At 53.0% G+C, this 26,380-nt stretch carries 23 protein-coding genes, 4 tRNA genes and 1 pseudogene; 11 read left to right on the top strand and 17 right to left on the bottom strand.

Going from position 1 to position 26,380, the window contains the following annotated elements:
- Positions 1–60: 60 nt before the first annotated feature.
- The 6 genes from AC1WNR_RS08830 (at position 61) to AC1WNR_RS08855 (ending at position 6,740) form a co-directional block, all read left to right on the top strand.
- The gene (locus tag AC1WNR_RS08830) at positions 61–1,041 is read left to right on the top strand and encodes a nucleoid-associated protein (protein ID WP_481644137.1); all 981 of its coding nucleotides are present in this window, start codon (positions 61–63) and stop codon (positions 1,039–1,041) included.
- Between the two features lie 100 nt (positions 1,042–1,141).
- Positions 1,142–3,097 carry a DNA topoisomerase III gene (locus AC1WNR_RS08835; RefSeq protein ID WP_481644138.1) on the top strand — a complete coding sequence of 652 codons (1,956 nt, stop codon included), beginning with the start codon at positions 1,142–1,144 and terminating at the stop codon, positions 3,095–3,097.
- A gap of 129 nt (positions 3,098–3,226) precedes the next feature.
- On the top strand, positions 3,227–4,252 hold the full coding sequence (locus tag AC1WNR_RS08840; RefSeq protein ID WP_481642609.1) for an IS110 family RNA-guided transposase: 1,026 nt from the start codon (positions 3,227–3,229) through the stop codon (positions 4,250–4,252).
- Positions 4,253–4,602: 350 nt separating this feature from the next.
- Positions 4,603–5,043 (top strand): YtoQ family protein, encoded by a 441-nt coding sequence (locus AC1WNR_RS08845; protein WP_481644139.1) that lies wholly within the window; start codon positions 4,603–4,605, stop codon positions 5,041–5,043.
- Positions 5,044–5,154: 111 nt separating this feature from the next.
- Positions 5,155–5,607: a DUF411 domain-containing protein gene (locus tag AC1WNR_RS08850; protein ID WP_481644140.1), complete on the top strand. Its 453-nt coding sequence runs from the start codon at positions 5,155–5,157 to the stop codon at positions 5,605–5,607.
- Positions 5,608–5,714: 107 nt separating this feature from the next.
- A complete protein-coding gene (locus AC1WNR_RS08855) occupies positions 5,715–6,740 on the top strand; it encodes an IS110 family RNA-guided transposase (protein ID WP_481643174.1) in 1,026 nt (341 codons plus the stop codon).
- A gap of 340 nt (positions 6,741–7,080) precedes the next feature.
- On the opposite strand, the gene AC1WNR_RS08860 is transcribed toward AC1WNR_RS08855, so the two are convergent.
- On the bottom strand, positions 7,081–7,479 hold the full coding sequence (locus AC1WNR_RS08860; RefSeq protein WP_481644141.1) for a tetratricopeptide repeat protein: 399 nt from the start codon (positions 7,477–7,479) through the stop codon (positions 7,081–7,083).
- Positions 7,480–8,760 carry a tryptophan--tRNA ligase gene (locus AC1WNR_RS08865; RefSeq protein ID WP_481644142.1) on the bottom strand — a complete coding sequence of 427 codons (1,281 nt, stop codon included), beginning with the start codon at positions 8,758–8,760 and terminating at the stop codon, positions 7,480–7,482. It lies immediately after the preceding gene.
- A 203-nt stretch (positions 8,761–8,963) separates the two neighbouring features.
- On the opposite strand from AC1WNR_RS08865, the gene AC1WNR_RS08870 reads away from it, so the two are divergent.
- Together AC1WNR_RS08870 and yaaA are read left to right on the top strand one after the other, a co-directional pair.
- Positions 8,964–9,239, top strand: coding sequence for a hypothetical protein (locus AC1WNR_RS08870; protein WP_481644143.1), 276 nt, complete (start codon positions 8,964–8,966; stop codon positions 9,237–9,239).
- A gap of 88 nt (positions 9,240–9,327) precedes the next feature.
- On the top strand, positions 9,328–10,095 hold the full coding sequence (yaaA, locus tag AC1WNR_RS08875; protein WP_481644144.1) for a peroxide stress protein YaaA: 768 nt from the start codon (positions 9,328–9,330) through the stop codon (positions 10,093–10,095).
- 78 nt (positions 10,096–10,173) lie between these two features.
- Here the strand turns inward: yaaA and clpX are convergent, their stop codons facing one another.
- The 10 genes from clpX to AC1WNR_RS08925 form a co-directional block, all read right to left on the bottom strand.
- The gene (clpX, locus tag AC1WNR_RS08880) at positions 10,174–11,448 is read right to left on the bottom strand and encodes an ATP-dependent Clp protease ATP-binding subunit ClpX (protein ID WP_481644145.1); all 1,275 of its coding nucleotides are present in this window, start codon (positions 11,446–11,448) and stop codon (positions 10,174–10,176) included.
- A 49-nt stretch (positions 11,449–11,497) separates the two neighbouring features.
- Positions 11,498–12,166 (bottom strand): ATP-dependent Clp protease proteolytic subunit, encoded by a 669-nt coding sequence (locus AC1WNR_RS08885; protein WP_481644146.1) that lies wholly within the window; start codon positions 12,164–12,166, stop codon positions 11,498–11,500.
- 93 nt (positions 12,167–12,259) lie between these two features.
- A complete protein-coding gene (gene tig / locus AC1WNR_RS08890; RefSeq protein ID WP_481644147.1) occupies positions 12,260–13,579 on the bottom strand; it encodes a trigger factor in 1,320 nt (439 codons plus the stop codon).
- 232 nt (positions 13,580–13,811) lie between these two features.
- Positions 13,812–13,887 (bottom strand) — tRNA-His (locus AC1WNR_RS08895).
- Positions 13,888–13,892: 5 nt separating this feature from the next.
- Positions 13,893–13,977: transfer RNA gene (locus AC1WNR_RS08900), tRNA-Leu, on the bottom strand.
- Between the two features lie 29 nt (positions 13,978–14,006).
- Positions 14,007–14,082: transfer RNA gene (locus tag AC1WNR_RS08905), tRNA-His, on the bottom strand.
- Positions 14,083–14,103: 21 nt separating this feature from the next.
- Positions 14,104–14,180, bottom strand: a tRNA-Arg gene (locus tag AC1WNR_RS08910).
- Positions 14,181–14,700: 520 nt separating this feature from the next.
- Complete coding sequence (gene cysS / locus AC1WNR_RS08915) at positions 14,701–16,089, bottom strand: cysteine--tRNA ligase (RefSeq protein ID WP_481644148.1); 1,389 nt, start codon at positions 16,087–16,089, stop codon at positions 14,701–14,703.
- 16 nt (positions 16,090–16,105) lie between these two features.
- A complete protein-coding gene (locus AC1WNR_RS08920) occupies positions 16,106–16,999 on the bottom strand; it encodes a hypothetical protein (protein WP_481644149.1) in 894 nt (297 codons plus the stop codon).
- Positions 16,999–18,675: a glutamine--tRNA ligase/YqeY domain fusion protein gene (locus tag AC1WNR_RS08925; protein WP_481644150.1), complete on the bottom strand. Its 1,677-nt coding sequence runs from the start codon at positions 18,673–18,675 to the stop codon at positions 16,999–17,001. Before AC1WNR_RS08925 ends, AC1WNR_RS08920 begins: the two co-directional genes overlap by 1 nt.
- A 174-nt stretch (positions 18,676–18,849) precedes the next feature.
- Between AC1WNR_RS08925 and AC1WNR_RS08930 the strand changes: the two genes are divergently transcribed.
- Both AC1WNR_RS08930 and AC1WNR_RS08935 read left to right on the top strand, forming a co-directional pair.
- The gene (locus AC1WNR_RS08930; RefSeq protein ID WP_481644151.1) at positions 18,850–19,344 is read left to right on the top strand and encodes a peptidylprolyl isomerase; all 495 of its coding nucleotides are present in this window, start codon (positions 18,850–18,852) and stop codon (positions 19,342–19,344) included.
- 3 nt (positions 19,345–19,347) lie between these two features.
- The gene (locus AC1WNR_RS08935) at positions 19,348–20,061 is read left to right on the top strand and encodes a UDP-2,3-diacylglucosamine diphosphatase (RefSeq protein WP_481644152.1); all 714 of its coding nucleotides are present in this window, start codon (positions 19,348–19,350) and stop codon (positions 20,059–20,061) included.
- Here AC1WNR_RS08935 and AC1WNR_RS08940 read toward each other — a convergent pair.
- Positions 20,058–20,505 (bottom strand): annotated as a pseudogene (locus tag AC1WNR_RS08940) (HD-GYP domain-containing protein). The gene AC1WNR_RS08935 and the pseudogene AC1WNR_RS08940 sit on opposite strands and share 4 nt — an antisense overlap.
- Positions 20,506–20,648: 143 nt before the next feature.
- Positions 20,649–21,281 (bottom strand): MiaE family protein, encoded by a 633-nt coding sequence (locus AC1WNR_RS08945; protein ID WP_481644153.1) that lies wholly within the window; start codon positions 21,279–21,281, stop codon positions 20,649–20,651.
- Positions 21,282–21,608: 327 nt separating this feature from the next.
- Here AC1WNR_RS08945 and acnB point away from each other — a divergent pair, with 327 nt between their 5' ends.
- Positions 21,609–24,206, top strand: coding sequence for a bifunctional aconitate hydratase 2/2-methylisocitrate dehydratase (gene acnB, locus AC1WNR_RS08950; RefSeq protein WP_481645381.1), 2,598 nt, complete (start codon positions 21,609–21,611; stop codon positions 24,204–24,206).
- Between the two features lie 100 nt (positions 24,207–24,306).
- Here acnB and AC1WNR_RS08955 read toward each other — a convergent pair whose 3' ends face one another.
- The 3 genes from AC1WNR_RS08955 to AC1WNR_RS08965 all read right to left on the bottom strand — a co-directional run bounded on the left by AC1WNR_RS08955 (position 24,307) and on the right by AC1WNR_RS08965 (position 26,346).
- Positions 24,307–24,768, bottom strand: a complete 462-nt coding sequence (locus AC1WNR_RS08955; protein ID WP_481644154.1) for a DUF192 domain-containing protein — start codon at positions 24,766–24,768, stop codon at positions 24,307–24,309.
- Between the two features lie 16 nt (positions 24,769–24,784).
- Entirely contained in the window at positions 24,785–25,414 is a 630-nt protein-coding gene (locus tag AC1WNR_RS08960) for a DNA-binding protein (protein WP_481644155.1), read from the bottom strand.
- Between the two features lie 80 nt (positions 25,415–25,494).
- The gene (locus AC1WNR_RS08965) at positions 25,495–26,346 is read right to left on the bottom strand and encodes a D-amino-acid transaminase (protein ID WP_481644156.1); all 852 of its coding nucleotides are present in this window, start codon (positions 26,344–26,346) and stop codon (positions 25,495–25,497) included.
- Positions 26,347–26,380: the final 34 nt, after the last annotated feature.

The raw sequence follows: 26,380 nt of genomic DNA on the forward strand, positions 1-26,380 counted from the left end.
ACCATCCCAGCAGATCGGCCTTCAAGCCGCCCCAAATCGAGAATTACAAGGCAGTAAACAATGTCCGACATACAAGCGATTGCTCACCGACTGACGCGCCGCACCGGTGAGCAGTCCTACAGCCTCAGCGAAACCCCAATCGACTCAGCGACCCTGGCCGGTCGACTAATTTCAGAGGTAAAACCGCTGTTTTCCCGACGGGCCACCAAACGCTACGGTCGTTTTGCTGATGAGGCGAGCACATTCAAGGGTCTGCTACTTAACTGGCTAGACAACGCGCAGAGCTTTGAAGCCTTCAGTGCTCGCGCACTGGAGCAGTTGGCGATGCTGATCGAAGAGCAAGACCTAGAGACTGACGGACACTGGCTCTTCGCCACCGAAGAGCTGGTACACACTCGCCACCTCTGGATTGTGAACCTAAAGCAGCGTGCAGGATTGAGCATCAATGCCGACAACGCCGTTAGCGAGACCGACTACATCGACTTCTCAAAAACCGGACTCTGTGCGCGCCTTGATCTCAACAATATTCATCGGCCGGAGCGCCAGCGCTACCTAACCCTCAGCTTTGGCTTTGGTGATCGTCAGATGCAAGGGGCTCTGTTTGAGTACTTTGGCTTCTTTGACACCGTTGATACTCAGGCTGACACAGAGCGCTTTATGGCCGCGGTAGATCAGTACAGCGCCGGCATGCCTGAAGAGAATGCCAAACGCTTTCAGAAGGATGTGGCGGAGTTCTGCATGGAGCAGTCGGCTCAGGGAGAGTCAGTGAACTACCGCGAACTCGCTGCAGAAGTTGAGTCCGTTGCTGAGATGAGCTTTGACTCATTCGTTGCCGAGCAGGCACCAGAGCTGCAGGAGGAGTTTATCCCTGATCGCTCAAGCTTGAAGAAGTACATCCGCTACACCGGCCGTACCAAAGAGGTGTCGATCAGCTTCAGTAATGAATCGCTCGGCAAAACCATCGCGTGGGATGAGCACTCGGAGACGCTGACGTTGCGTGAGCTGCCCTCGTCATTGATAAAGCAGTTGAAGAAGAAATGAACACTGTAGGAGGAATCTTGGCGCAGCCAAGGTCGCGACCCACCCCAGACAAGGTCGCGACATTCGCTACGCTCATATCCCTCCTACAGGCATAACAACCATGCCACGCCTATTCATCGCCGAAAAGCCCAGCCTGGCCCGTGCCGTTGCCGCCGCCCTTCCGGGCCAAACCCGCAACGCCGAGGGTCAGATCCGCTGCTCTAACGGCGATGTCGTTACCTGGTGCCTCGGCCACCTGCTCGAGCAAGTAGAGCCCGACAGCTATGACGAGCGCTACAAGCGCTGGAACCTAGCCGATCTACCGATCGTCCCGACCGAGTGGAAACTGCGCCCACGCAAGGCCTCATCTAAGCAGCTCAGTGTGATTCGCAAACTCTTAAAAGAGTTCGATGAGATCATCCACACCGGCGACCCGGACCGCGAGGGTCAGCTACTGGTTGACGAGGTGATCGACTACTGCCGAGTCAGCAAAAAGAAGCGCGATGCGATGCTGCGCCTACTCATTAGCGACCTGAACTTGCCGGCCGTCAAAAAAGCGCTGGCACAGATGCAGAGCAACCGTAACTTTATTCCGCTCTCAATTTCGGCTCTGGCACGCTCACGTGCAGACTGGCTCTACGGTATCAACATGACGCGTGGCTACACTCTGTTGGGGCAAAAGGCGGGCTACAAGGGGGTGCTTTCGGTTGGACGCGTTCAGTCTCCTGTATTGGGATTGGTAGTGCGACGCGATGAGGAGATTGAGAGTTTTGTACCCAAAGATTACTTCACGCTGGATGCACTGATCCCGCACCAAAGTTCTGAGATCAAAGCGCGCTGGCAACCCAGCGAAGCCTGTGAGCCTTGGCAGGATGAGGACGGGCGCATCCTAAACCGCAAGCTGGTGGAGAACGTTGCTCTGCGCATCGCAGGTCAGCCTGCAGACGTGGTTGAGTCTGAGCAGAAACTCACAAAACAGGCACCGCCGCTGCCCTACTCACTGTCAGCGCTGCAGATTGACGCATCTAAACGCTACGGCATGAGTGCTCAGCAGGTGCTAGATATAGCGCAAGCGCTTTATGAGCGACACAAACTGATAACCTATCCCCGCTCAGATAGCCGCCACCTTCCGACGGAACACTTTGCCCAAGCAGCCAGCGTTGTCGCCGCTATCGGTCAGAATGATGCCGACTTTGCCACCGCAGTAGCGAACGCCAATACCCAGCTCAAATCCAAAGCGTGGAATGATGCCAAAGTGGATGCTCACCACGCCATCATCCCCACACCTAAGAAACAGCCAATCAGTTCACTAAGTAGCGATGAACAGAAGATCTACCGCCAGATTGCCCGCCAGTACCTAATGCAGTTCTATCCGGCGGCCGAGTATGCCGACTCTAAACTGGTATTTGAGATCGTCGGGGGCCGCTTTATCGCCAAAGGGCGCCAGCTCGTCGAGGCGGGCTGGAAATTGCTGATGGGCGCCGAGGTAGAGGATGATGAAACGGAGGCACCCGCCAGTGTTCCGGCACTACCCAAGGGTACGATACTAACCTGTCGCGAGGGGCTGATCAGCGATAAGAAGACTGAGCCGCCTAAGCATTTCACTGAGGCGACGCTTCTACAGGGGATGACGGGTATAGCCCGATTTGTAAACGACAAAGAGCTGAAGAAGATTCTGCGAGAAACAGACGGACTAGGCACCGAAGCGACGCGCGCGGGCATTATCGAGACGCTGATGACCCGCCAGCTGCTGAGCCGCTCGGGCAAATCCATACTTAGCACGGCTGCCGGTAGAGGCCTAATTCATGCCCTACCGGAGCAAGCCACTTACCCGGATATGACCGCACACTGGGAGTTTCAGTTACAGGCGATGGCAGAGCGCGGACAGGCCTACGCCCCCTTTATGGAGACTCTCCAAACACAGGTGCAAGAGCTGATGGAACAGATCAAAGATGGTAAGGTTCCGCCATCACTGCGCAGCTTGCCTGCGGTTGAGACTTCGAAAGGAAAAAGCCGCCGCAAGAGCTCGGGTAAACGTAAACCCACAGCCCGTCGTACCACTAAAGCGCCCAAGTAAGAGCGATCTGCGCGAAGCGCACGTTCGCGACAAATTAAACTCTGTAAGAAATGAGATGGACCCACCCACTCTGTGCCAAGATTGGTTTTTGAGAATCAATCAAGTACGGCATCCAAGAAGGGGGTCCACATGAATAAGACTAGCATTATTGGTATCGATCTGGCGAAGAGTGTTTTTCAAGCTCACGGTATGACGAGCAGTGGTAAGCAGACGTTTTCGCGTCAGCTCAAGCGCGCTGAGGTCGCCAAGTTTATAGCTAAACAACCCAAGTGCATTATTGGTATTGAGGCGTGCAGCGGTTCTCACTATTGGGCCAAGTTATTCAAGCAGTATGGTCATCATGTGAAGATCATCCCGCCTGGCTACGTAAAGGCGTACGTGCGGGTTAATAAAAATGATAAACGGGATGCCGCAGCGATTGCGGAGGCAGCGTCCCGAGAGCAGGCGCCGGTAGTAGCCGTCAAAACAACTGAACAGCTCGACCTACAGGCTCTGCACCGAGTCCGCGAAGACTCGGTTAACAACCGTACGCGCATCGGTAATCGGATACGGGGACTACTTGCTGAACAGGGCGTCGTAGTTAAGCGTGGACATGCTGCAACTCGCTATGAGGTCGCTTTGATACTTGAGGACGCTTCGAACGGGTTAAGTTACGGTTTAAGAGAGATCATTGCCGATCTCAGAGAGGAGTGGCTACGCTGCGATGATCGAGTTGATTACTACACCTCACGGATCGAAAAGATCGCTAGGTCTGATGCGCGCTGTAAACGGTTGATGACGATACCTGGTGTAGGCCCAGTCATATCGACCCTGCTGGTTGCGTATGCGGGGAATGGTCAATCATACCGGGGCAGTCGCGACCTAGCCGCCTCGTTAGGCTTGGTGCCCGCCCAGCACTCAAGCGGTGGTAAGGACGTGTTACTGGGGATCAGTAAACGAGGAAATCGACAGTTGCGCAAGCAACTGGTACACGGCGCGAGGGCTGCATACCGCTCACTAGAGAAATGCCCCGAAAGCAGCCGACTTGGCTTATGGGCACAGAGCTTGAGGGCTTCAGGCAAACACGTAAATAAGATCGTGGTAGCGATCGCAAACAAGCTGGCCCGTATCGCCTGGAGCTGCTTAGTAAACGAAAGAGATTACAAAGCGTTGTAATCAACGCAGTACGGAGCCTGCCCAAGGCAGGATAAATAGAGTTAAACCCAACCAAAGAGTTGCGCAGAACGTTAAGACACGACAGATAAGATCGACTTGCTGAAAATCTGAAGATCCCTGTGGCTCACCAAGAAGCCGGGTAAGAGATAAGAACAGCAAGAGCACATCTCATAATGGCCCGGGTGGATACGCCCAAACTGAGAGGCCGGATATAAGCGTGCAATCTACTTCTATCGAGCCAAAACGGTCTTGCAACAAACGGGTGGGTCCATATAAGGGATATGCAGCAAAGCTGCATGTCGCGACATCCGCTTCGCGGATATCCCTCCCACAAAAGCAAAGGAGACCCCATGAGCTACAAAGTTTACATGTCTGGCGAGATCCACACCGACTGGCGCGAGGCTATCCGCAAAGGCACCGATGCCCTCGGCCTGGACATCACCTACCTCGCCCCCGTTACGGACCACCCAGCCAGCGATGCTGCGGGTGACCATCTGGGTGAGCAGAGCGATAACTTCTGGCGTGATCACCAGTCATCAAAGGTGAATCTGATCCGCACAAAGAACCTAATCGAGCAAGCGGATCTGGTTGTCATCCGATTCGGCGATAAATACAAACAGTGGAACGCCGCCTTCGATGCCGGCTATTGCGCCGCGCTAGGCAAGCCATATATCACCCTACATGCCGATGACATCATTCATCCACTCAAAGAGGTTGATGCCAGTGCGCTAGCTTGGGCACAAACCAATGAACAAGTGATTGAGACGCTGCGCTACGTCCTACAACCTTAATCTGGGCGTGCACAAAGCATCGAGTGTACGCCCCAGAGTGACGGACAGCAGATCGGCAAAAAACAGATTCGGCGTGTAGACTGAAGTCAGGACTGAATAGTTGGAGGCTAAATGAAACTCTGCAAACTGCTACCGATGCTTACCTTTGCCGCTCCAGTGGCACTCGCTGAGGGGGTAATCACCGTCAACAAAGACCCAAACTGCGGCTGTTGCAACGCTTGGATCAATCATATGGCCAGCAAGGGATACAAGCTTCAGGCCCGCAATGTCGCCAATCTTAACGAGATCAAGGCCGACTATGGTGTCGACAGCACCGTCTCGAGCTGCCACACAGCGGTTACTCAGCAGGGCTATGTGATAGAGGGCCATGTACCTGCACGCTACGTTGAACAGTTTCTCAACAATCCAATCGAGGGCGCTATTGGCCTGAGTGTGCCGGGTATGCCTGTAGGTTCACCCGGTATGGAGATGGGCGACAGATTTCAACCTTACGACGTGGTGCTGATCATGGAAAATGGCAAGCACCGGGGGTTTGCGAAAGTGAACGAACCCAATGAACAGTGATACTCTGGAGTCGTCAGCCAAAGTAGGAAATGAGATGGACCCACCCACTCTGTGCCAAGATTGGATTTCGCATTCAATCAAGTACGGCATCCAAGAAGGGGGTCCACATGAACAAGACTAGCATTATTGGTATCGATCTGGCGAAGAGTGTTTTTCAAGCTCACGGTATGACGAGCAGTGGTAAGCAGACGTTTGCGCGTCAGCTCAAGCGCGCGGAGGTCGCCAAGTTTATAGCTAAACAACCCAAGTGCATTATTGGTATTGAGGCGTGCAGCGGTTCTCACTATTGGGCCAAGTTATTCAAGCAGTATGGTCATGATGTGAAGATCATCCCGCCTAGCTACGTAAAGGCGTACGTGCGGGTTAATAAAAATGATAAACGGGATGCCGCAGCGATTGCAGAGGCAGCGTCCCGAGAGCAGGCGCCGGTAGTAGCCGTCAAAACAACTGAACAGCTCGACCTACAGGCTCTGCACCGAGTCCGCGAAGACTCGGTTAACAACCGTACGCGCATCGGTAATCGGATACGGGGACTACTTGCTGAACAGGGCGTCGTAGTTAAGCGTGGACATGCTGCAACTCGCTACGAGGTCGCGTTGATACTTGAGGACGCTTCGAACGGGTTAAGTTACGGTTTAAGAGAGATCATTGCCGATCTCAGAGAGGAGTGGCTACGCTGCGATGATCGAGTTGATTACTACACCTCACGGATCGAAAAGATCGCTAGGTCTGATGCGCGCTGTAAACGGTTGATGACGATACCTGGTGTAGGCCCAGTCATATCGACCTTGCTGGTTGCGTATGCGGGGAATGGTCAATCATACCGGGGCAGTCGCGACCTAGCCGCCTCGTTAGGCTTGGTGCCCGCCCAGCACTCAAGCGGTGGTAAAGACGTGTTACTGGGGATCAGTAAACGAGGAAATCGACAGTTGCGCAAGCAACTGGTACACGGCGCGAGGGCTGCATACCGCTCACTAGAGAAGTGGCCCGAAAGCAGTCGCCTTGGCTTGTGGGCACAAGGCTTGAGGGCTTCAGGCAAGCACGTAAACAAGATCGTGGTAGCGATCGCAAACAAGCTGGCCCGTATCGCCTGGAGCTGCTTAGTAAACGAGAGAGATTACAAAGCGTTGTAACCAACGCAGTACGGAGCCTGCCCAAGGCAGGATAAATAGAGTTAAACCCAACCAAAGAGTTGCGCAGAACGTTAAGACACGACAGATAAGATCGACTTGCTGAAAATCTGAAGATCCCTGTGGCTCATCAAGAAGCCGGGTAGGAGATAAGAACAGCAAGAGCACATCTCATAATGGCCCGGGTGGATACGCCCAAACTGAGAGGCCGGATATAAGCGTGCAATCTACTTCTATCGAGTCAAAACGGTCTTGCAACAAACGGGTGGGTCCATATAAGGGATTTACGCCGCAGGCGTATTTCCCGACCCAATCGCGAACATCCGCTGTGCGCAGATCGCGCCTACTGCGTGTGAGTCTCTAAATACGATTGCGCTAACGGGTGGCCAGCATCCGCGGCCTGCAGGAAACAATCTCGCGCTTTGACCAGATCTTTTTCGAAGAAGGGTGCCAGCCCCTCCTCGTAAAACTTACCGACCAGCCAAAGCGCCTTCGCATCGCCCTGTTCTGCCGCGGCCTTTAGATAAAGCGCGCCCTGCGTGCGGCTTTGCGGATCAGCCCCACGAAAGTGCAGCAGTGAACCATAGGTTGTCAGCGAACCGCGATCACCCCGCTCTGCACCATAGCGGAACAGCTTCATCGCCAGCGTGTGGATGTGCGAAGAGCGGCGCGCCAGCGGCCCCCGAAAGAGTCGGTACGCAAACCAGGCAGCGACGCGCCCTAACAGTGTTGGAGTGGCCACCTAGAGATACTGAGCAAGCTCAATTCGCAGTGCGTCGAGTTCATTCTCTGCCTTCTGCTTCGCTTTCTTCTTCAGACCTTCAAGGTCCTGCTCTTTCTGAGCAATCAGCGCCGCCGCTGCAGTAGCCTTATCATCTGCCGCAGCAACAGCATCAATCAGGTGCTGCACCGGGCGCAGAATCGCGCGACGACGCCCCTCTTCGATCCGTGCCAGCTCTTCAGGCGTCAGCTCTTTCTTCTTCGCTTCAGCTTTTTCAGCTTTAGGAGCCACATAAGTGAGGGGACGAATACCGGCAGCGATACGAACTTGATCAAGCAGTGGCGCGGCCTCGGCGCGGGCTTTTTCAGCCCCTTTCAGCAGCAACTCTTCCACCGCACCCAAATCATTCATTAGCTCATTGTAACGGGCACGCGGGGCGCTCAGCTTAGCATCCAGAAACTCGTGAAGTTCGCGCTTAGCCTCACCCCAGGCGATACCATTCTCGAACTGACGACGCATAGCAACGCTCTCATCCGCCGATGCGAAGAGGTTGTAGAGTTGGAAAATCGTGCTGTTATCTGCGTCCTTCGGCTCACCCGGCTCGCGCAGGTCGGTTTTGATGCGGTTGATCAGCGTGCGCAACTCATCCGATGAGCAGAAGAGCGGTATGGTGTTATCGTAGCTCTTCGACATCTTGCGGCCATCAAGGCCCGGGATTAGCTGAGTCTCTTCATCAACCTGCGCCTCAGGCAGAACGAACAGCTCTTTGTATGTATGGTTGAACTTACCCGCGATATCACGCGCCATCTCAATGTGCTGAATCTGATCCTTGCCTACAGGGACCTTGTGCGCGTTGAACATCAGAATGTCTGCGGCCATCAGGATGGGGTAGCTAAACAGCCCCATGGTGATACCGTCATCTAAGTCCTCTTTGCCACCATCACGATTAGCGTCCACTGAGGCTTTGTAGGCATGCGCACGGTTCATCAAGCCCTTGGAGCACATACAGGTGAGGATCCAGGTCAATTCCGGAATTTCTGGCACATCAGTTTGGCGGTAGAACGTTGCCTTATCGGTATCGAGGCCTAAAGCCAACCAGGTCGCAGCGATCTCTTGGGTCGAACGCGCAACACGCTCCGGATCGTGACACTTAATCAGTGCATGATAGTCGGCCAGGAAGAAGAAGGATTCGGAGTTGGGTTGCTGACTGGCTTCAATCGCCGGCTTAATGGCGCCAAGGTAGTTACCAATGTGCGGGGTACCCGTGGTTGTGATACCGGTAAGAACGCGATTGTTGCTCATTCCATCTCTCTGTTATTTCTGTCAGGCGCACAGGATTAAGTGCAGAAAATTTTGGCGCCCATCATACACTTTTGCGCCCTGCCCTCCCAGACCCAAAAGCCTCGCAAACAGGACCAAAGTACCAGAAACCAAGGCTGGTCCTGTGGACTAAAAAGTCCGTATACTAGACCCAATAAAAATAAAAAATATCGGAGAACAACATCATGAGCGATACTGCATCGTCCATCATTATTCTGTGCGCATTTATACTGCCTGCCGCTGTCTTCCTGGCTCAACTCGAGCGCTTTGAAACCACCGCCGTGGTCCATGTTTTTATTATGGCCTTCATCTGTTTAGCGATTGGTATGCTATTCGCGGGAATGATGATTACCCTGAGTCATATCGAGTCTCAAACCATGATGGCCGCCAGCGTGGTTGTCGGTTCGGCGCTAGCTGCAACTGTACGCGTCATTCAGATTCGCAAAGCGCGTCGCAGTTAATAAAGCGATCGCTAAATCGCTGATCCACTTCAGTCTGAGGTCGTAAAGCATTAGTCTATAGGCATTAATGCAATGAGATTTTGGACTGATGTTAGTACTGCTTTCGCCCGCGAAAACCCTAGACTTCGAAACACCACCGGTCACTGATGCCCACAGTCAACCTGAGTTCACTTCTGAGGCTGAACCGCTGATTGATGTGTTGCGTGAGAAAGCGCCGCAAGATATCGCTGATTTGATGAAGCTCAGCGATAAACTGGCGGCGCTCAACGTCGCTCGCTATCAGGGCTGGACACCTAAGCACACCCAAGAGAACGCGCGTCAGGCACTACTGGCGTTTAAAGGGGATGTTTACACTGGGCTAGACGCTGAAACACTGAGCGAGGCGGATCTTGAGTACGCTCAGTCGCATCTCAGAATTCTCTCGGGCCTCTATGGGTTACTCAAACCCCTAGACCTGATGCAGCCCTATCGTCTAGAGATGGGTACCAGCCTGACGACTGATAAAGGCAAAACACTCTACGCCTACTGGGGCGCTACTATCACCGACCGTCTCAATACAGAGCTTGGCAGCGATGATTTTGTCGTAAACCTGGCTTCCAATGAGTACTTCAAATCAGTGCAACCGAAGAAACTCAATGGCCGTCTGATTACCCCAGTATTCAAAGATCAGAAGAATGGTCAGTACAAGATCATCAGCTTCTGGGCTAAGAAAGCCCGCGGCTTAATGGCGCGCTACATTATCGATAAGCGCGTGGAGCAGCCTGAGCAGCTCAAAGCCTTCGACTACGACGGCTACGCCTTTAATGAGGCGATGTCAGAAGGTGATACTTGGGTGTTTACCCGCGATCACGTGTAGGAGCGATCTACGCGAAGCGTATGTTCGCGACCTAGGGGTCGGGAAGTAGCGCTTTGCGCTACATCCCTCCTCCAGCGATCAGGCGTCAGGCGAGGCTTTCGCCATCTCCTGTTTTTCGTAGATCAGAATTGGCTCGGAAGAGCCTTCAATCACACCGCGATCGATGACGACCTTGCTGACCGACTCGAGTGACGGCAGTTCGTACATGATCTCCAGAAGCGTAGCCTCAAGGATTGAACGCAGACCACGGGCACCGGTTTTGCGCGCGAGCGCTTTTTCAGCCACAGCGATCAACGCATCTTCACGGAACTCGACATCAGCCCCTTCCATTTCAAACAGTGCTTTATACTGCTTTACTAGGCTGTTTTTCGGCTCAGTCAGAATCTGAATCAGCGCGTTTTGATCAAGCTCGGATAGGGTCGCGATCATAGGCAGACGCCCGATGAACTCTGGAATCAGACCAAACTTAACCAGATCCTCAGCTTCCACCTCTTGCAGACGCTCAGACCCCTTGTCATCGTCTTTGCTGCGTACAGTCGCACTAAAGCCGATCGAGCTCTTCTCGCTGCGCTCTGCAATTACCTTCTCGAGGCCAGCAAAGGCACCGCCAACAATAAAGAGGATGTTGGAGGTATCGACCTGCAGGAACTCCTGCTGTGGATGCTTACGTCCACCCTGAGGCGGTACGGAAGCAACCGTACCCTCAATCAGCTTCAGTAACGCCTGCTGCACGCCCTCGCCCGACACATCGCGTGTGATCGAGGGGTTGTCAGACTTGCGGGAGATCTTGTCGATCTCGTCGATGTAAACAATGCCCAACTGTGCCTTCTCAACATCGTAATCACACTTCTGCAATAGCTTCTGAATGATGTTCTCGACGTCTTCACCGACATAGCCCGCTTCTGTCAGCGTAGTAGCGTCAGCCATAGTGAAGGGCACATTAAGCATGCGCGCTAGCGTCTGTGCCAGTAGAGTTTTACCTGAGCCTGTCGGACCGATCAGCAGAATATTGGATTTACCCAACTCTACTGCATCTTTATCTTTGCTTTTATAACGCAGGCGTTTGTAGTGGTTATAAACCGCTACCGCCAGTACCTTCTTGGCACGCAGCTGGCCGATAACATACTCGTCGAGGTTCTCTTTGATCTCTGCCGGCGTGGGCAGACGGTCTTCATCAGAAACATCTTCAGCTTCTTGAATCTCTTCCGTGATGATGTCATTACACAGATCAACACACTCATCACAGATAAACACGGATGGGCCCGCAATGAGTTTGCGAACCTCGTCCTGACTCTTACCGCAGAAAGAGCAGTAGAGCTTAGAGTCGCCCTGGCTCTTATTTTCGTCAGACATTTAACATCCTCTTACTCCGCCACCGATGTGCTGGTAGCGGTTTTTAAAATCAACCCGCGTCGCGGCTCGTTAACACTTTATCCGCTAGTCCAAACTCTACAGCCTGAGTCGCTGACAGGAAAGTGTCATGTTTCATGATCTCATAGAGCTCGTCGTAGGTCTTGCCAGCCGTATTACGCTCAGCATAGATCTCGGTCAGACGCTCATTTAGTCGCTTCGCCTCTTCCATATGACGACGAGCATCTTCAAATTCCAGCTCTTGTACATGCACAGAACCGCTGGTACCCGGCGTACCCGAACTCACACGGTGCACCATAGTACGTGATTCAGGAAGCACAAAGCGCTTACCCTTCGCACCCGCCATAGCGAGGAACGACCCCATGCTTGCTGCCTGACCCAGCACCATCGTGCTAACGTCTGGCTTTATGAACTGCATCGTATCGTAGATCGCCATACCTGCAGTGACAGAACCGCCAGGTGAGTTGATATACAGGTGAATGTCTTTATCCGGATTCTCTGCTTCTAAGAATAGCAACTGAGCAACAATCAGGTTGGCCATATGGGTCTCGACAGGGCCCACCAAAAAAATCACTCGCTCTTTTAACAGACGTGAATAAATATCGTAAGCGCGCTCACCGCGTGAACTCTGCTCCACAACCATGGGAACCAGCGCTGAATTTACAGTTTGATCAGAACGTCCTGTAAAGATATCGGTCATTCAACTCTTTCCTTATCTCGGCACGAGAAATAAAAAACGACAGTTAGCCAAAGCCAACTGCCGTTCTCAGTACATCACAGGTTAAGGGTGGGATTACTCCGCAGCAGCCTCAGCCTGTTCTGGTTTGATTGCGTCTTCGTAGCTGACTTTTACTTCGTTCACCTTAGCAGAAGATAAAAGCTGGTCAACGACCTGCTCTTCCAATACTAGGCTACGAACCTGGTTCATCATGTCCTGGTTCGACTTGTAGTACTCAATCACTTCCTGAGGATCCTGGTAGCTATCAGCCACTTCAGCCAGCATCGCATCTACGCGAGCTTCGTCTGGCTGGAGTTCATTCGCTTTGATCACTTCCTGCACCAGCAGACCGATCAGAACACGGCGCTTGGCCTGATCTTCGAACAGTTCCTTAGGAAGAGTAGAAGGATCGATCTGAGCGTTGCCACCAAACTGCTGTACAGCCTGCTGTGCCAGGTTCTTAACTTCATCTTCTACCAATGCTGCAGGTACGTCGATTTCGTTCGCAGCGATCAGTGCGTCAAATACCTTGTTCTTCAGCTTGTTCTTCAGCGCTTGATTCATTTCACGCGCCATGTTTTTGCTAACTTCCTCTTCGAAAGCAGCCTGATCAGCAACTTCTACGCCGAACTTAGCGAAGAACTCTTCATTCAATTCTGGCAGTTCTGGCTTCTCAACGTTGTTGAGTTTGATCTTGAACGTAGCTGCTTTGCCTTTAAGGTTTTCAGCGCTGTAGTCTTCAGGGAAGGTTACTTCGATGTCGAACTCTTCGCCTTTCTTGTGACCGTCGATGCCCGCTTCAAAGCCAGGAATCATCTGACCAGAACCCAGTACAAGGTCCTGACCTTCAGCCTTACCGCCTTCAAACGCTTCACCGTCGACGAAACCTTCGAAGTCGATGTTAACTTTGAAGCCATCTTTAGCCATGCCGCGAGTCTCTTTCCATGCAGACTGCTGCTTCTGCAGAGTCTCTATCATGGTTTTGATGTCGGCTTTCTTAATAGTTGCAGACTGCTTTTCGATCTCAACGCCACTCAGATCTTTCAATTCGATCTCTGGGTAAATTTCAAAAGTCGCCGTAAACGAGAAGTCTTCACCCTCTTTATCGTTTTTGAACTCGATCGTTGGAGTGCCCGCTGGCTGCAGAGACTGCTCCTGTACCGCTTCAAAGAAGCTCTCCTGTACTACACGGTTCAGCACATCGTAGCGAATCGCTTCGCCGTACATACGCTTAATCACTTTTGGCGGAACCTTACCAGGACGGAAGCCATCCATTCGACGGGTGCGCGCCTGCTGTGCGACCTGCTTATTTACATCGTTATCGACACGCTCAGCTGGAACTGTAACAGTCAGTTGGCGCTCGAGGCCTGAAGTCGCTTCAACAGAAACCTGCATGGAAATCCTCATCAATTTTGTACATCAGTTTTATTGGGAACCTCTGCTCTATCCTTGAACATCCCGCTGAAATTGGCTGTGAGCCAAAACGAGAAGCGACTACAGAGGTCAAAAATACAAGCGCGAAATTTTCCGTGATGGAGGCGCAATAGTCAAGTAATGCGACGCATAGAAGGGCGCAATTTTGACGAATGAGCGATCAACGTATTTGGAAAGAGAAGGAAGCACGAAATGGGGTGGCTGATGGGGCTCGAACCCACGACCACCGGAATCACAATCCGGGGCTCTACCAACTGAGCTACAGCCACCATAATGGTGCGGACGGAGAGACTCGAACTCTCACACCTTGCGGCACCAGAACCTAAATCTGGCGTGTCTACCAATTCCACCACGTCCGCGTGTTTAGTTTTACATCCCTGTGGAGAGATGGGGTGGCTGATGGGGCTCGAACCCACGACCACCGGAATCACAATCCGGGGCTCTACCAACTGAGCTACAGCCACCGTAGCAACTTCGTCGAATTATGGCGCGCCCGGCAGGGTTCGAACCTGCAACCGCTCGCTTAGAAGGCGAGTGCTCTATCCAATTGAGCTACGGGCGCTCTGCCCGGTCTCTCAAGGTTTGCTTGCTGCACCCCTCGCGAAGTGGTGCGTATCCTATCCACGCCCTGCCCTCTGGTCAATAGCTTAGTTGAGATATTTGTAAAATGTTTGGAGATTATTTGTCTCGATACCTTTATAGGCGCAATTCGCACCAGCACAGATGATTTGCAAATTGCAAATATATTCGCAATTTGCAACGCATTTTAACAACCATGGCCTCGGTCGCATCAAGAGAAACAATCGCGCCCCCTGTTAAAACCAGGTCAAACAGACAAATGAATCGTCATGTCGGCTGAAAAGCCGACCTAGTCAACTCGGTGGCGATCGTAGAGTGACAGCTGGCACGAGGGTTGCTGTATCTAAAATGCTGTTGTTACCCAGTTTCCATCGGGAATTAGGGACGCGGCCACGGAGCGGCCGCTATTTTTTAAACACAGGATTTCAGTTTCGGGGCAGGCCGGATAACAATAACAAACGGCCTGTTTTTTATCTCGCGAGATTCCTACTGCGAGACCGATATTACTGGTCTCGGTACCACTGAGTCCCTTCAGGACCATCCTTCAATACGACACCTTGAGAAGCTAATTGATCGCGAATCTCATCGGAACGGGCAAAATCTTTTGCCGCACGCGCCTCTTTACGCTCGACAATTAACGCCTCAATAGCGTCTGCGCTTATTTCCCCGTCAGCTGCATGCTGCAGGTAGGCATTGGGCTCCTGTTGTAGCAGACCTATAAGCCCACCTAAGGCACGCAACTGAGCGGCATAGTAACCCGCTGTCTCCAGACCTTCGGCTTTAGCTCGGTTAAGCTCACCCGCGAGATCAAACAGCACTGCCATCGCACGCGGCGTGTTGAAGTCATCATCCATCGCCTCGAAGAAACGTGCAGCGTAATCGCTCTGCTCGTCCAACTGCGCTGGGCCTGCAGGTGCACCCTCCAGTGCCTGGTAGAAGCGATCCAGAGCGGCCTTAGCCTCTCGCAGGCTGTCGACGCTGTAGTCAATATGCGAACGGTAGTGCACACTCGCAAGGAAATAGCGGACGACCTCGGGGTTGTGCTCCTTCAATACGTCGCGAATAGTGAAGAAGTTGCCCAGGGATTTAGACATCTTTTCAGCGTTAACACGCACAGGGCCAGCATGCATCCAGTAGTTGACGTAGGTCTGACCGTTGGCCGCCTCCGACTGGGCAATCTCATTCTCGTGATGCGGGAATGGCAGGTCAGGGCCCCCACCATGAATATCAAAGGTTTCGCCAAGGCAGCACTTCGACATCGCTGAACACTCGATATGCCAGCCTGGGCGGCCAGCACCCCAAGGAGATTCCCAGCTCAACTCACCCTCTTTAGCAGCTTTCCACAGCACGAAGTCGAGCGGACTCTCTTTAGCCGTCTCCACCTCTACACGAGCTCCGGCACGCAGTTCGTCCACTACCTTGTTGGTCAACTTACCGTAGCTCGAGAACTTCTCTACGCGGTAGTAGACATCGCCGTTGGTTGCAGCATAAGCGAAGCCCTTATCGATCAACGTCTGCACCATCGCGATAATGTCATCGATATGACGGGTTGCGCGCGGCTCCTGATCAGGACGCAAAACACTGAGTGCGGCTTCATCTTCATGCATCGCTGCAATCATCCGGGCTGTCAGCTCATCAACGGACTCACCGTTCTCCGCAGCACGGCGGATAATCTTGTCGTCCACATCGGTGATGTTACGCACGTAATCCACGTCCCAACCGCGTGCGCGCAGGTAGCGAGTAATCAGATCGAAGCAGACCATCACGCGCGCGTGACCGATGTGACAGAGGTCATAGACGGTGATCCCACAGACATACATTCGAATCTGGCCGGGATTGATCGGCGTGAACGGCTGTTTTGATTTCGTCAGTGTGTTGTAGATCTGTAACATTTCTAACCTTACTAAATTATTGACTCAGTGCCGCATTCGGCAGACTGACACGGGCAATCTCTGCACCGCCTAAAACGCTCTCTTCACGGCTGATCAGCAACTCGGATCCACGCCAGACAATCGCTTCCCATTGACCCGATTCATTGAGCAAGTAACGCTTTGCTCGACCCCACTGGGGTGCACTCTGCGTCACAGGCACTAGCCAGATAAACGGCTGCAGCACACGCAGCCCCTTACCATAACCGAGTAACGCCAGCATCTGGTGCGTTTGGCTGTAATCGGCACCGGTGACCAGCCCATCAGCATGGAACTGCTCGCTACTGCTCAGCTGCTGCTTGTCTGCACCCGGTACCATTCGGTAAAGCCGAGTTGCCTGATCGTCCCAATTCTTGGTGAATAACCAGAGTTGATCGTCAACCCAGGTCGCCGCTTCGCAGTCGTTATTGTGTGCGCGGCGCTTTACCGCATATTCAACATCAGCGAAACGAAAGTCCGTGCGTGCCACCGGTGCGCTCGATTTATCCAGCGCGGCCATCTCAACCTGATAGAGCTGTAACCAGATCCGATCGCCGCGATTATTGCCGCAGTCGACGATGTAGAGATGCTCGGCGCTCTGGGCCAGAGCCTCCCAATCAAAATTTGTCGCTCCGTCTAGCGCGACAGCGGTACTGCGCCCCGCGGGCAGATCCAGACGCGCAAGCTCGGCATCACCACCCGAGTCATTCATCGTCCAAAGCCGCTCACCAACCCAGGCCAAACCCGAGCTTTCATGCAGATGTGTCCCCAACTCCGTTACCCTGTGCGGCGTCAGGCGCTCTGCCTCGGCACGCACGTAGGGCGAGCCGTCCGGCGCTGTTACGCAGCCCTGTAGCAGAGCCAACGCGAATAACAGAGCGGCGGCAGTGCGCATCAGCCCTTAGACTGTTTCGCCCAAGAGTCGCGCAGACTCACGGTACGGTTAAAGACCATGCGCTCGTCGGTTGAATCTTGATCGACACAGAAATAACCCTGACGCTCAAACTGGTAGTTACTTTCGACGGCTGCGTTGGCCATACCGACCTCAACCCGCGCGTTAGGGAACGACTGCAATGATTCAGGATTAAGGAACTCGGTAAAACTGCGCTCTTTATCGGCCTCAGGGTTCGCCTCTGTGAAGAGACGGTCGTACTGACGCACTTCACAAGGAATTGAGTTATCGGCGCTTACCCAGTGGATTACACCTTTAGGCTTGTAATCCGTTGGGTTTTCACCCTTGGTTGCCGGGTCGTAGCTACAGCGTAACTCAATGACCTCGCCCGCATCATTGGTAATGACCTCTTCACAGGTGATGCAGTAAGAGCCACGCAGGCGCACCGCAAAACCGGGAGCCAAACGCTTCCACTTCTTCGGTGCCTCCATGGCAAAGTCTTCACGCTCGATCAGCAGGTTCTGAGTCAGCGGAACGAGACGGTGTCCTAGAGTCTCGTCTTTCGGGTGTACCGGCACCTCAAACCACTCCTCCTGCCCTTCGGGGTAGTTAGTCAGCGTGAGTTTGATCGGGTCAATGACACACATAGCGCGCGGAGCACTCTCGAGGTCTTCACGAATTGCTGCTTCGAGCATACTCATATCGACGGTGGAGTTTGAGCGGGTTACGCCGATCATGTCACAAAAATTGCGGATTGATGCTGGCGTATAACCACGACGGCGAAGACCTGAGATGGTTGGCATACGTGGATCATCCCAACCAGCCACATGCTTCTCATCCACCAACTGTTTCAATTTACGTTTCGAGGTAATGGTGTAGTTGAGGTTAAGGCGCGCGAATTCATACTGACGCGGCTTAGCCGGTACCGGTAGATTTTCGACGAACCAGTCGTAAAGTGGACGATGGTCCTCAAACTCCAGCGTACAGATTGAGTGAGTGATCTCTTCGATGGCATCCGACTGGCCGTGAGCAAAATCGTAGCTTGGGTAGATACACCACTTGTCACCGGTCTGGTGGTGATGAGCTTTGCGCACTCGGTAGATCACTGGATCGCGCAGGTTCATGTTGGGTGCGGCCATATCAATTTTGGCACGCAGCGCAGCCTGCCCCTCAGCGAACCCACCGGCGCGCATCTTCTCAAACAACTCGAGATTCTCCTCAACGCTACGATCACGGTAAGGCGAGTTCTTACCCGGCTCAGTTAAGTTGCCACGGTATTCGCGCATCTGCTCAGCATTGAGCTCACAGACAAACGCTTTGCTCTCTTTAATGAGGTGCACCGCCCAAGCATACAGCTGATCAAAGTAGTCCGAGGTGTAGCGTATATCGCCGGCCCAGTTGAAACCGAGCCACTCAACATCGCGCACGATAGCGTCGATATACTCCTGTGACTCCTTCTCTGGGTTGGTGTCATCGAAACGAAGATTACAGACACCGTTGTACTTCTGTGCAGTACCAAAGTTTAGGCAGATCGACTTGGCGTGACCAATGTGAAGAAAGCCGTTGGGCTCAGGCGGAAAACGGGTGACAACCTTGCCGCCGTGCGTGCCCTGCTGCAGATCCTTTTCAACGATCTGATGAATGAAGTTGGTAACCTGCGGCGCTTCGTTAGTGCTCATTGCTGTCTCTTGATGGGCTCTTGAATGGGGTATTACTCTAAAGGGCCGACATTATATAGAAGAGGCGCAAAGGATCACAGCGAGCAATTGCGCTTTTGCGCTGATATAATCGCCCCCATTCAGCGGCTTTATCGCACTTTACTAACGGACTCTTGACTGACAGGAACTGAGACTATGATCGTTCTACACACCAACATGGGTGACATCAAAATCGAACTCGATTACGAAAAAGCACCGAAGACATGCACTAACTTCGAGCAGTATGTCAAGGATGGCTTCTATGACGGCGTTATCTTCCACCGTGTCATCGATGGATTCATGATTCAGGGCGGCGGTTTTGAGCCCGGCATGAAGCAGAAAGAGACCCGTGAAACGATCGAGAACGAGGCAGACAATGGCCTGAGCAACGATCGTGGCACACTGGCAATGGCACGCACCCCTGACCCGCACTCAGCTTCGGCACAGTTCTTTATCAACGTCTCTGACAACGACTTCCTCAACCACACGGGTAAAACCATGCACGGCTGGGGCTACGCAGTCTTCGCTAAGGTTGTTGAGGGCATGGAGACAGTCGACAAGATCAAAGCGGTTCGTACAACCAATGCCATGGGTCACTCAGACGTACCTGCTGAGGATGTGATCATCGAAACAGCTGAGATTGTGGAATAAGCGTTGCTACGCTACTTCATTTCAGATCTACATCTGCAACAACAGCGCCCAGATATTACCCGGGCGCTGCTCTATTTTCTCGAACAAATCGCACCGGGCGCTGACGAACTCTACCTACTAGGAGATATCTTTGAAGCTTGGATTGGCGATGATTACGCCGACCCCGTGCTTGATGAAATCTCACCCGCCCTGCTCCAGCTAAAAGCCACCGGCACGGCGATCTTCTTCATGCACGGTAATCGCGACTTTCTGCTGCAGGCGAAGGGCGCAGAGAAACTCGGAGCCGAGCTCCTTGAGGCTCCCCACAGGCTGCAGCTTGACCAAGGCACTGCAGTACTTATTCACGGTGATGAGCTCTGCCTCGATGATACTGAGTATCAAGCATTTAGGGCTCAGGTCCGTAACCCAGACTGGCAGGCCCTGTTCCTTGGCAAACCCGTAGAAGAGCGTTTGAAGATCGCAAGAGCGCTGCGCGAAACCAGCAGAGAGGCTGGGGTGATGAAAAGCGAGGAGATAATGGATGTCACACCTGAGGCAGTGACGGAGCTTTTCGACCAGAGCGGCGCCAAAGTGATTATTCACGGCCACACTCATCGGCCTAAACGACACCACCACGAACAGGGTGAAAGAATCGTCTTAGGAGACTGGGGGACTACGGGCTGGTACCTAGTGAGTGACTCGCAGCGTCTGGAGCTAAACGAATTTAGCCCCGCTTAACTGGCCTGCGCCACTGCATCCCACTTCGCTTTAACAGCCACAACCTGCGGCAGAGTACCCACAAAAAGCTTAACGAGATCGGGATCAAAATGGGCTCCGCTCTCCTTTTGAATATGAGCTATCGCGTCGTCCACGCTCCACGCTTTTTTGTAGGACCGCACTGATGTTAGCGCATCAAAGACATCGGCAAGTGCGACAATTCGAGCCGACTCTGGTATCTTTGCCAGCTTTTTCATTGGGGTAGCCGCTTCCATCCCAACGTTCGTGGTGGCCAAGTGCAATCTCAGACGCGAGCTGAAATACGGGCGCATCACTGACGGAGCGCAGATCAGCCTTGGTGAGTTCATAAAGAACATAGAAGACAAACAGAAGCACAGCGGTGCTGGCGACCGCAAGGATCGCACCTAATTTATGCCCAGCAGATTTGGTTGGCTGTGGCGCCATCTATGCCTCGCACCCTGTCTAAGCTAGCGCATCCCTTGCTCGGCTTCAAAAAAAACAACAGGGCTACCCCATGGCCCACTAGGTAAAACTCTTAGTAGAATAAATTTAGCCTAGAGACCCGATAAATACGAGTTTTTACTGCTTCAGGCCGTGGCTTTGAGCGAATTCGGAACGGGGACCCCACTGTGAAACCGGAATACACTGTCCGCAGACTGGATCAGGTCTGCTTCAATAACACGGAACTGAGCAATTCGCTCAGAAATATCTGTACTTGTATACGCCTGCGCCAGCTTTAAGTAATCCTGATAATGACGACCTTCCGAGCGCAAAAGAGAGCGATAAAACTTAGCCAGTTCATCATCTAAATAGGGAGCCAGCGCGCTGAAACGCTCACACGAACGAGCCTCAATAAAAGCACCCACGATAAGCACATCAACAAGGCGATCAGGCTCGCCAGAGCGGACATGCTGATGCAGGCCCGACGCGTAGCCCGACGAAGAGAGGTGGCCATACTTCAAACCACGATCTTTCATGATGGCCAAAACCTGCTCAAAGTGGATGAGTTCTTCTCGTGCCAGACGAGACATCTTATTCAGCAGTTCGGGCCGATCAACATAGCGAAACATCAGCGTCATCGCGGTTGATGCCGCTTTCTTTTCACAGTGGGCGTGATCGGTTAGCAGCAGCTCGAGCTGGTCCGGATCTTTTGCGAAATCAATCCAGGCTTGCGGTGTTTCACAGCCCAAAAACTGCTTAATTTCGTCGAGAGCGTCCAACTGAGTTCTCCTGTCAACAAGATCATGATGGTCGATGTGTAAAGGTGGCCCGCATTATAAGGGTTGAGCAGGCTGAGTACAGCCTCTGAAGGGCGCAGCGCCCAGTTCTACTTCGCGACCACCCCCAATCGCAGCCTTATATACCCGATCATTTTAATCAAAGACCAATTGGTTCTTACCACCTCATTACTCTCAGCCAAAGTATTAAAGCGCCGCTTTCGCACTTGCGGTAAAATATGCGCCGGAATTTACACCATCGATATCCACAAGGGGTATCGACCCAGGCCTCACAAGGGTTTGGGCAATGTTATTGATGAGGGCGAAATCGTGCTTGAAGCTTACCGTAAACACGTAGAAGAGCGTGCCGCAGAAGGCGTGCCACCAAAACCACTGGATCCTGAGCAGACCACTGTTCTCGTTGAACTTCTGAAAAACCCACCTGCGGGTGAAGCGGAGTTTCTGCTGGACCTGATCACTAACCGTGTACCAGCAGGTGTCGACCAGGCGGCCTACGTAAAAGCGGGCTTCCTTGCTGCAATCGCGAAAGGCGAAGCAAGCTCACCTCTGATTGATGCTGTTAAAGCGGTAGAACTTCTGGGCACTATGCTGGGCGGTTACAACATCCAGCCCCTGATCGACTGCCTGGACGTTGACGCCCTTGCGCCTACAGCTGCCAAAGCCCTGTCTCATACCCTGCTGATGTTCGATGCATTCCACGACGTTCAGGAGAAGATGACTGCAGGCAACACCTACGCTAAGCAGATCATGGAGTCTTGGGCTGCAGGCGAATGGTTCACCTCGAAGCCAGAGCTGGCTGAGAAGATCACCGTTACTGTATTCAAAGTACCGGGCGAAACTAACACTGATGACCTGTCACCAGCACCAGACGCTTGGTCGCGTCCTGACATCCCTCTGCACGCGAACGCGATGCTGAAGATGGAACGTGAAGGCATCAACCCTGAAGTCCCTGGATCTGTTGGTCCTCTAAAGCAGATCGAAGAAGTTAAAGCTAAAGGCTTCCCAGTTGCTTACGTCGGTGACGTTGTAGGCACAGGTTCTTCGCGTAAGTCTGCTACTAACTCTGTGCTATGGTTCTTCGGCGACGATATCCCCAACGTGCCTAACAAGCGCGCTGGCGGCTACTGCTTCGGCGGTAAGATCGCTCCAATCTTCTACAACACCATGGAAGATGCAGGCGCTCTGCCGATCGAGATGCCAGTGGATGAGCTGAACATGGGCGACGTAATCGACGTTTACCCCTACCAGGGCAAAGTAACTCGCCACGGCACTGACGAAGTGATCAGCGAGTTCGAACTGAAAACTCAGGTTCTGATTGACGAAGTTCAGGCTGGCGGTCGTATCCCACTGATCATCGGTCGTGGTCTGACTGAGAAGGCACGTGAAGCACTGGGCATGGGTCCTTCTGACCTGTTCCGCAAGCCACAGCAGCCTGCTGACACTGGCAAGGGCTACACCCTCGCGCAGAAGATGGTCGGTAAAGCGTGCGGCATGGACGGTGTACGTCCAGGCATGTACTGCGAACCTAAGATGACTACCGTTGGCTCACAGGACACTACCGGTCCTATGACGCGTGACGAACTGAAAGACCTCGCATGTCTGGGCTTCTCAGCTGATCTGACTATGCAGTCTTTCTGTCACACAGCGGCTTACCCTAAGCCAGTTGACGTAAACACTCACCACACTCTGCCAGACTTCATCATGAACCGCGGCGGTGTATCACTGCGTCCAGGTGACGGTGTAATCCACTCATGGCTGAACCGCATGCTGCTGCCGGATACTGTCGGTACTGGCGGTGACTCACACACCCGTTTCCCACTGGGTATCTCATTCCCAGCAGGTTCGGGTCTGGTTGCATTCGCAGCTGCGACTGGCGTAATGCCACTGGATATGCCTGAGTCTGTACTGGTTCGCTTCAAAGGTAAGCGTAACCCAGGCATCACTCTGCGCGACCTGGTACATGCGATCCCTTACTACGCAATCAAAGCCGGTCACCTGACCGTTGCTAAAGCCGGTAAGAAGAACATCTTCTCTGGCCGCGTACTGGAGATTGAAGGTCTGGAAGATCTGACTGTAGAGCAGGCGTTCGAACTGTCTGACGCATCTGCAGAGCGTTCAGCTGCTGGCTGTACTATCACTCTGGGCGAAGAGTCAGTTGCAGAGTACCTACGCTCTAACATCGTAATGCTCAAGTGGATGTTGGCTGAAGGTTACGGCGATGCGCGTACCATTTCACGCCGTATCAAGGGCATGGAAGAGTGGCTGGCGAACCCAAGCCTGATGCGTGCTGACGCTGATGCTGAGTACGCAACTGTTATCGAGATCGACATGTCTGAGATCAAAGAGCCAATCCTCTGTGCTCCAAACGATCCAGATGATGCTCGACTGCTGTCTGAAGTACAGGGCGCAGAGATCAACGAAGTGTTCATCGGCTCTTGTATGACCAACATTGGTCACTTCCGCGCTGCAGGGAAACTGCTGGAAGCGTCTGGTCAGTCAATCCCAACACGCATGTGGATTGCACCGCCGACTAAGATGGATGCCGCTCAGCTGACTGAAGAGGGTTACTACAACATCTTCGGTAAAGCCGGTGCGCGTATGGAGATGCCAGGTTGTTCACTCTGTATGGGTAACCAGGCACGTGTTGCAGCGAAGTCGACTGTAGTCTCTACTTCAACGCGTAACTTCCCTAACCGCCTGGGTGATGGCGCTGACGTATTCCTGGCATCTGCTGAACTGGCAGCTGTAGCAGCTCTGGAGGGCAAACTGCCAACGGTTGCTGAGTACATGGAGTACGCGCAGAAGATCGATAGCATGGCTGGCGATATCTACCGCTACCTCAACTTCGATCAGATGGAAGCATACGTAGGCAAAGCCTCTTCAGTGATCCCAACTGTCGAAGCCTAAGACACTGTAGGAGGGATGTAGGCGCAGTCTATTTCCCGACCTCAGACAAAAAACCGGCCTAGTTGGGCCGGTTTTTTTATTCCTAGATCACGCTGATTTCTCACAAGTCCCCGGACATAGGCAGCAGCGAAAAAGTGTGTCCTACCTCAATTTGATGCCTCTCAAGCCAACCCGAATTTACCTCCAATGCATAAAGTGCTGGCACTCTGCTAGCGGTTGTTCGGCTATCTAGCGCTGTAAGTTCAGCAACATCTACCAAACGTTTATGTCGATCAAAAAAGGCGATATCTAGGTTGAAGTGGGTATTGTGCATGCTGAAGTACTGCACCTCCTCACGCGCAAAGACAAACAGCATTCCGTGGTCGGCCGGCAGGCTGGAGCGCAATGAGAGGCCTTGTTCTCGAGCCTCTTCACTGCTGGCAACTTCTACGACTAGACTCTGTCCATTGAGCTTTATGATGGCCCTCTCAAACAGGGAAAGGGTTTGGGAGTGACCCTGGATGGAAACCAACCAAATCAGAGCAGCCGCAAGGCTTTCAACAGCGCTAAGCCTTATCAGCATTTGCACGTCGAGAGGCTTAGTCTTGAGTAGGTTCTGATTGAGCCGGCGCGCGTTTCAGCCGTTTCAGTTCCGCTACCTCCGCTTTGAGGGTGTAGATCTCTAGCTGCGCTTTCTTGAGACGATCCGCGGTCTCTAGTCGACGCTTCTCGGTTGCAGCCAGGTTCTCTTGAGAGGTCGCTAATTCTGACGCCAGGTGTTTTTGCTCCACGGTAAGACGCGCCTGCTCTTGCGCTCGGGTTGCGCCTTTGTCGCTCAGTTCAGCGACTTGGGTCTCCAGTTGGATGCAGCGCTGCTGCAGCGCATCGCGCTCTTGCTGCAGTTTAGTGACAACGTCATTGTGCTGCTGCGCCGCGCTGCGCAAAGATTCGGAGTTCTCGATAGTCTGCTGGTGCGCGGCCTTCTCCGCTTCAACCGCGGCCTTGGCCTCGCTCAAGCTCGACTCAAGCTCAGTTCGCTGCGCTTCGAAAGCAGCACGATCGGCAGCAAGTGCTTGTTTTGCGCTCTTCAAATCGGCGGCGGCTGCCCTGTGAGCTTCCTGCATTACCAGACTCATGGCCTCAACAACGGGCCCGGGGATTTTGCCGAGAACTGGAGGTGATTCGGCACCCTGTGGTGCTTCATCTCTATCCATGTTGTCGCTCTGCATACTACTTTCCTCTGTGGCACTCATTACAGTATAGAACGCGCGCGCTGTTATTACAGTGCAGTATTTGCATGCAGGCTTAGCTACAGAGTGCTTGCCGTACCGATATATATCTGCCGCAATTGCCGTGCGATCGGTCCCACACTGCCTTCGCCAATGCGGTGGGAATCTATTTCCACAACAGGCATAACGAAGGTTGAAGCCGAGGTCGAGAAGGCCTCTTTCGCGTTATACACCTCCTCGGGTGTGAACGGGCGCTCGACCAGCGTTAGTCCCGTACTCTCAGCTAAAAGGATAACTGCCTGACGCGTGATGCCGTGCAGAATGTCATGGCTGGTATTGCGCGTTAGCAGCTCATTCTCTTGAGTCAGGATAAACGCGTTACTTGAGGTCGCTTCGGTAATATAGCCCTGATCGTCAACCAGCCAGGCATCCTGAGCACCCTGCTTCTTGGCTTCGGTCTTGGCCATTGACGAGTATAAAAGACCGACCGTTTTGATATCGCGTCGCCCCCACCTTAGGTCGGGCAGCGTTATAACGCGCAGGGCGGATTGGTCGATATCCAACGCGAGAATATTTTTACGTTGGGTGAACATGACCAGTGACGGCTGTGGCTTCTCGGGGAACAGAAAATCGCGATCAGCGACGCCGCGAGAGATCTGAAGGTATACAACACCTTCAGTCAGTCCATTCTTCTCTATCAGCGTTTCTTGAATCTTAACCAGCTCTGCATTAGAGCAAGGTTTGGGCATAGAGAGCGCCGCTAGCGAACGATCCAAGCGCTCAAGATGAGATTTATTATCAATGAGTTGCCCGTTTATTACAGAAGATACTTCATATACCGCATCACCAAAAAGTGTGGCTCGATCAAAGACCGACAGCTTTGCTTCTGACTCAGGCAATAGCTCGCCATTGACGTAGACTACGGAGCTCATCGGAGCTAACTCCCTCTCTCAATTTTGGCGCGAA

Source organism: Marinobacterium marisflavi, from assembly GCF_982447095.1.

Excerpts from the sequence above, each read along its gene's own strand:
- AC1WNR_RS08930 (WP_481644151.1), top strand. The coding sequence starts at position 18,850 with ATGATCGTTCTACACACCAACATGGGTGACATCAAAATCGAACTCGAT.
- AC1WNR_RS08835 (WP_481644138.1), top strand. The coding sequence starts at position 1,142 with ATGCCACGCCTATTCATCGCCGAAAAGCCCAGCCTGGCCCGTGCCGTT.
- tig (WP_481644147.1), bottom strand. The coding sequence starts at position 13,579 with ATGCAGGTTTCTGTTGAAGCGACTTCAGGCCTCGAGCGCCAACTGACT.
- clpX (WP_481644145.1), bottom strand. The coding sequence starts at position 11,448 with ATGTCTGACGAAAATAAGAGCCAGGGCGACTCTAAGCTCTACTGCTCT.
- yaaA (WP_481644144.1), top strand. The coding sequence starts at position 9,328 with ATGTTAGTACTGCTTTCGCCCGCGAAAACCCTAGACTTCGAAACACCA.
- AC1WNR_RS08850 (WP_481644140.1), top strand. The coding sequence starts at position 5,155 with ATGAAACTCTGCAAACTGCTACCGATGCTTACCTTTGCCGCTCCAGTG.
- AC1WNR_RS08870 (WP_481644143.1), top strand. The coding sequence starts at position 8,964 with ATGAGCGATACTGCATCGTCCATCATTATTCTGTGCGCATTTATACTG.
- AC1WNR_RS08965 (WP_481644156.1), bottom strand. The coding sequence starts at position 26,346 with ATGAGCTCCGTAGTCTACGTCAATGGCGAGCTATTGCCTGAGTCAGAA.
- cysS (WP_481644148.1), bottom strand. The coding sequence starts at position 16,089 with ATGTTACAGATCTACAACACACTGACGAAATCAAAACAGCCGTTCACG.
- AC1WNR_RS08840 (WP_481642609.1), top strand. The coding sequence starts at position 3,227 with ATGAATAAGACTAGCATTATTGGTATCGATCTGGCGAAGAGTGTTTTT.
- AC1WNR_RS08960 (WP_481644155.1), bottom strand. The coding sequence starts at position 25,414 with ATGCAGAGCGACAACATGGATAGAGATGAAGCACCACAGGGTGCCGAA.
- AC1WNR_RS08865 (WP_481644142.1), bottom strand. The coding sequence starts at position 8,760 with ATGAGCAACAATCGCGTTCTTACCGGTATCACAACCACGGGTACCCCG.
- AC1WNR_RS08845 (WP_481644139.1), top strand. The coding sequence starts at position 4,603 with ATGAGCTACAAAGTTTACATGTCTGGCGAGATCCACACCGACTGGCGC.
- AC1WNR_RS08955 (WP_481644154.1), bottom strand. The coding sequence starts at position 24,768 with ATGCTGATAAGGCTTAGCGCTGTTGAAAGCCTTGCGGCTGCTCTGATT.
- AC1WNR_RS08855 (WP_481643174.1), top strand. The coding sequence starts at position 5,715 with ATGAACAAGACTAGCATTATTGGTATCGATCTGGCGAAGAGTGTTTTT.
- AC1WNR_RS08925 (WP_481644150.1), bottom strand. The coding sequence starts at position 18,675 with ATGAGCACTAACGAAGCGCCGCAGGTTACCAACTTCATTCATCAGATC.
- AC1WNR_RS08830 (WP_481644137.1), top strand. The coding sequence starts at position 61 with ATGTCCGACATACAAGCGATTGCTCACCGACTGACGCGCCGCACCGGT.
- AC1WNR_RS08885 (WP_481644146.1), bottom strand. The coding sequence starts at position 12,166 with ATGACCGATATCTTTACAGGACGTTCTGATCAAACTGTAAATTCAGCG.
- AC1WNR_RS08920 (WP_481644149.1), bottom strand. The coding sequence starts at position 16,999 with ATGCGCACTGCCGCCGCTCTGTTATTCGCGTTGGCTCTGCTACAGGGC.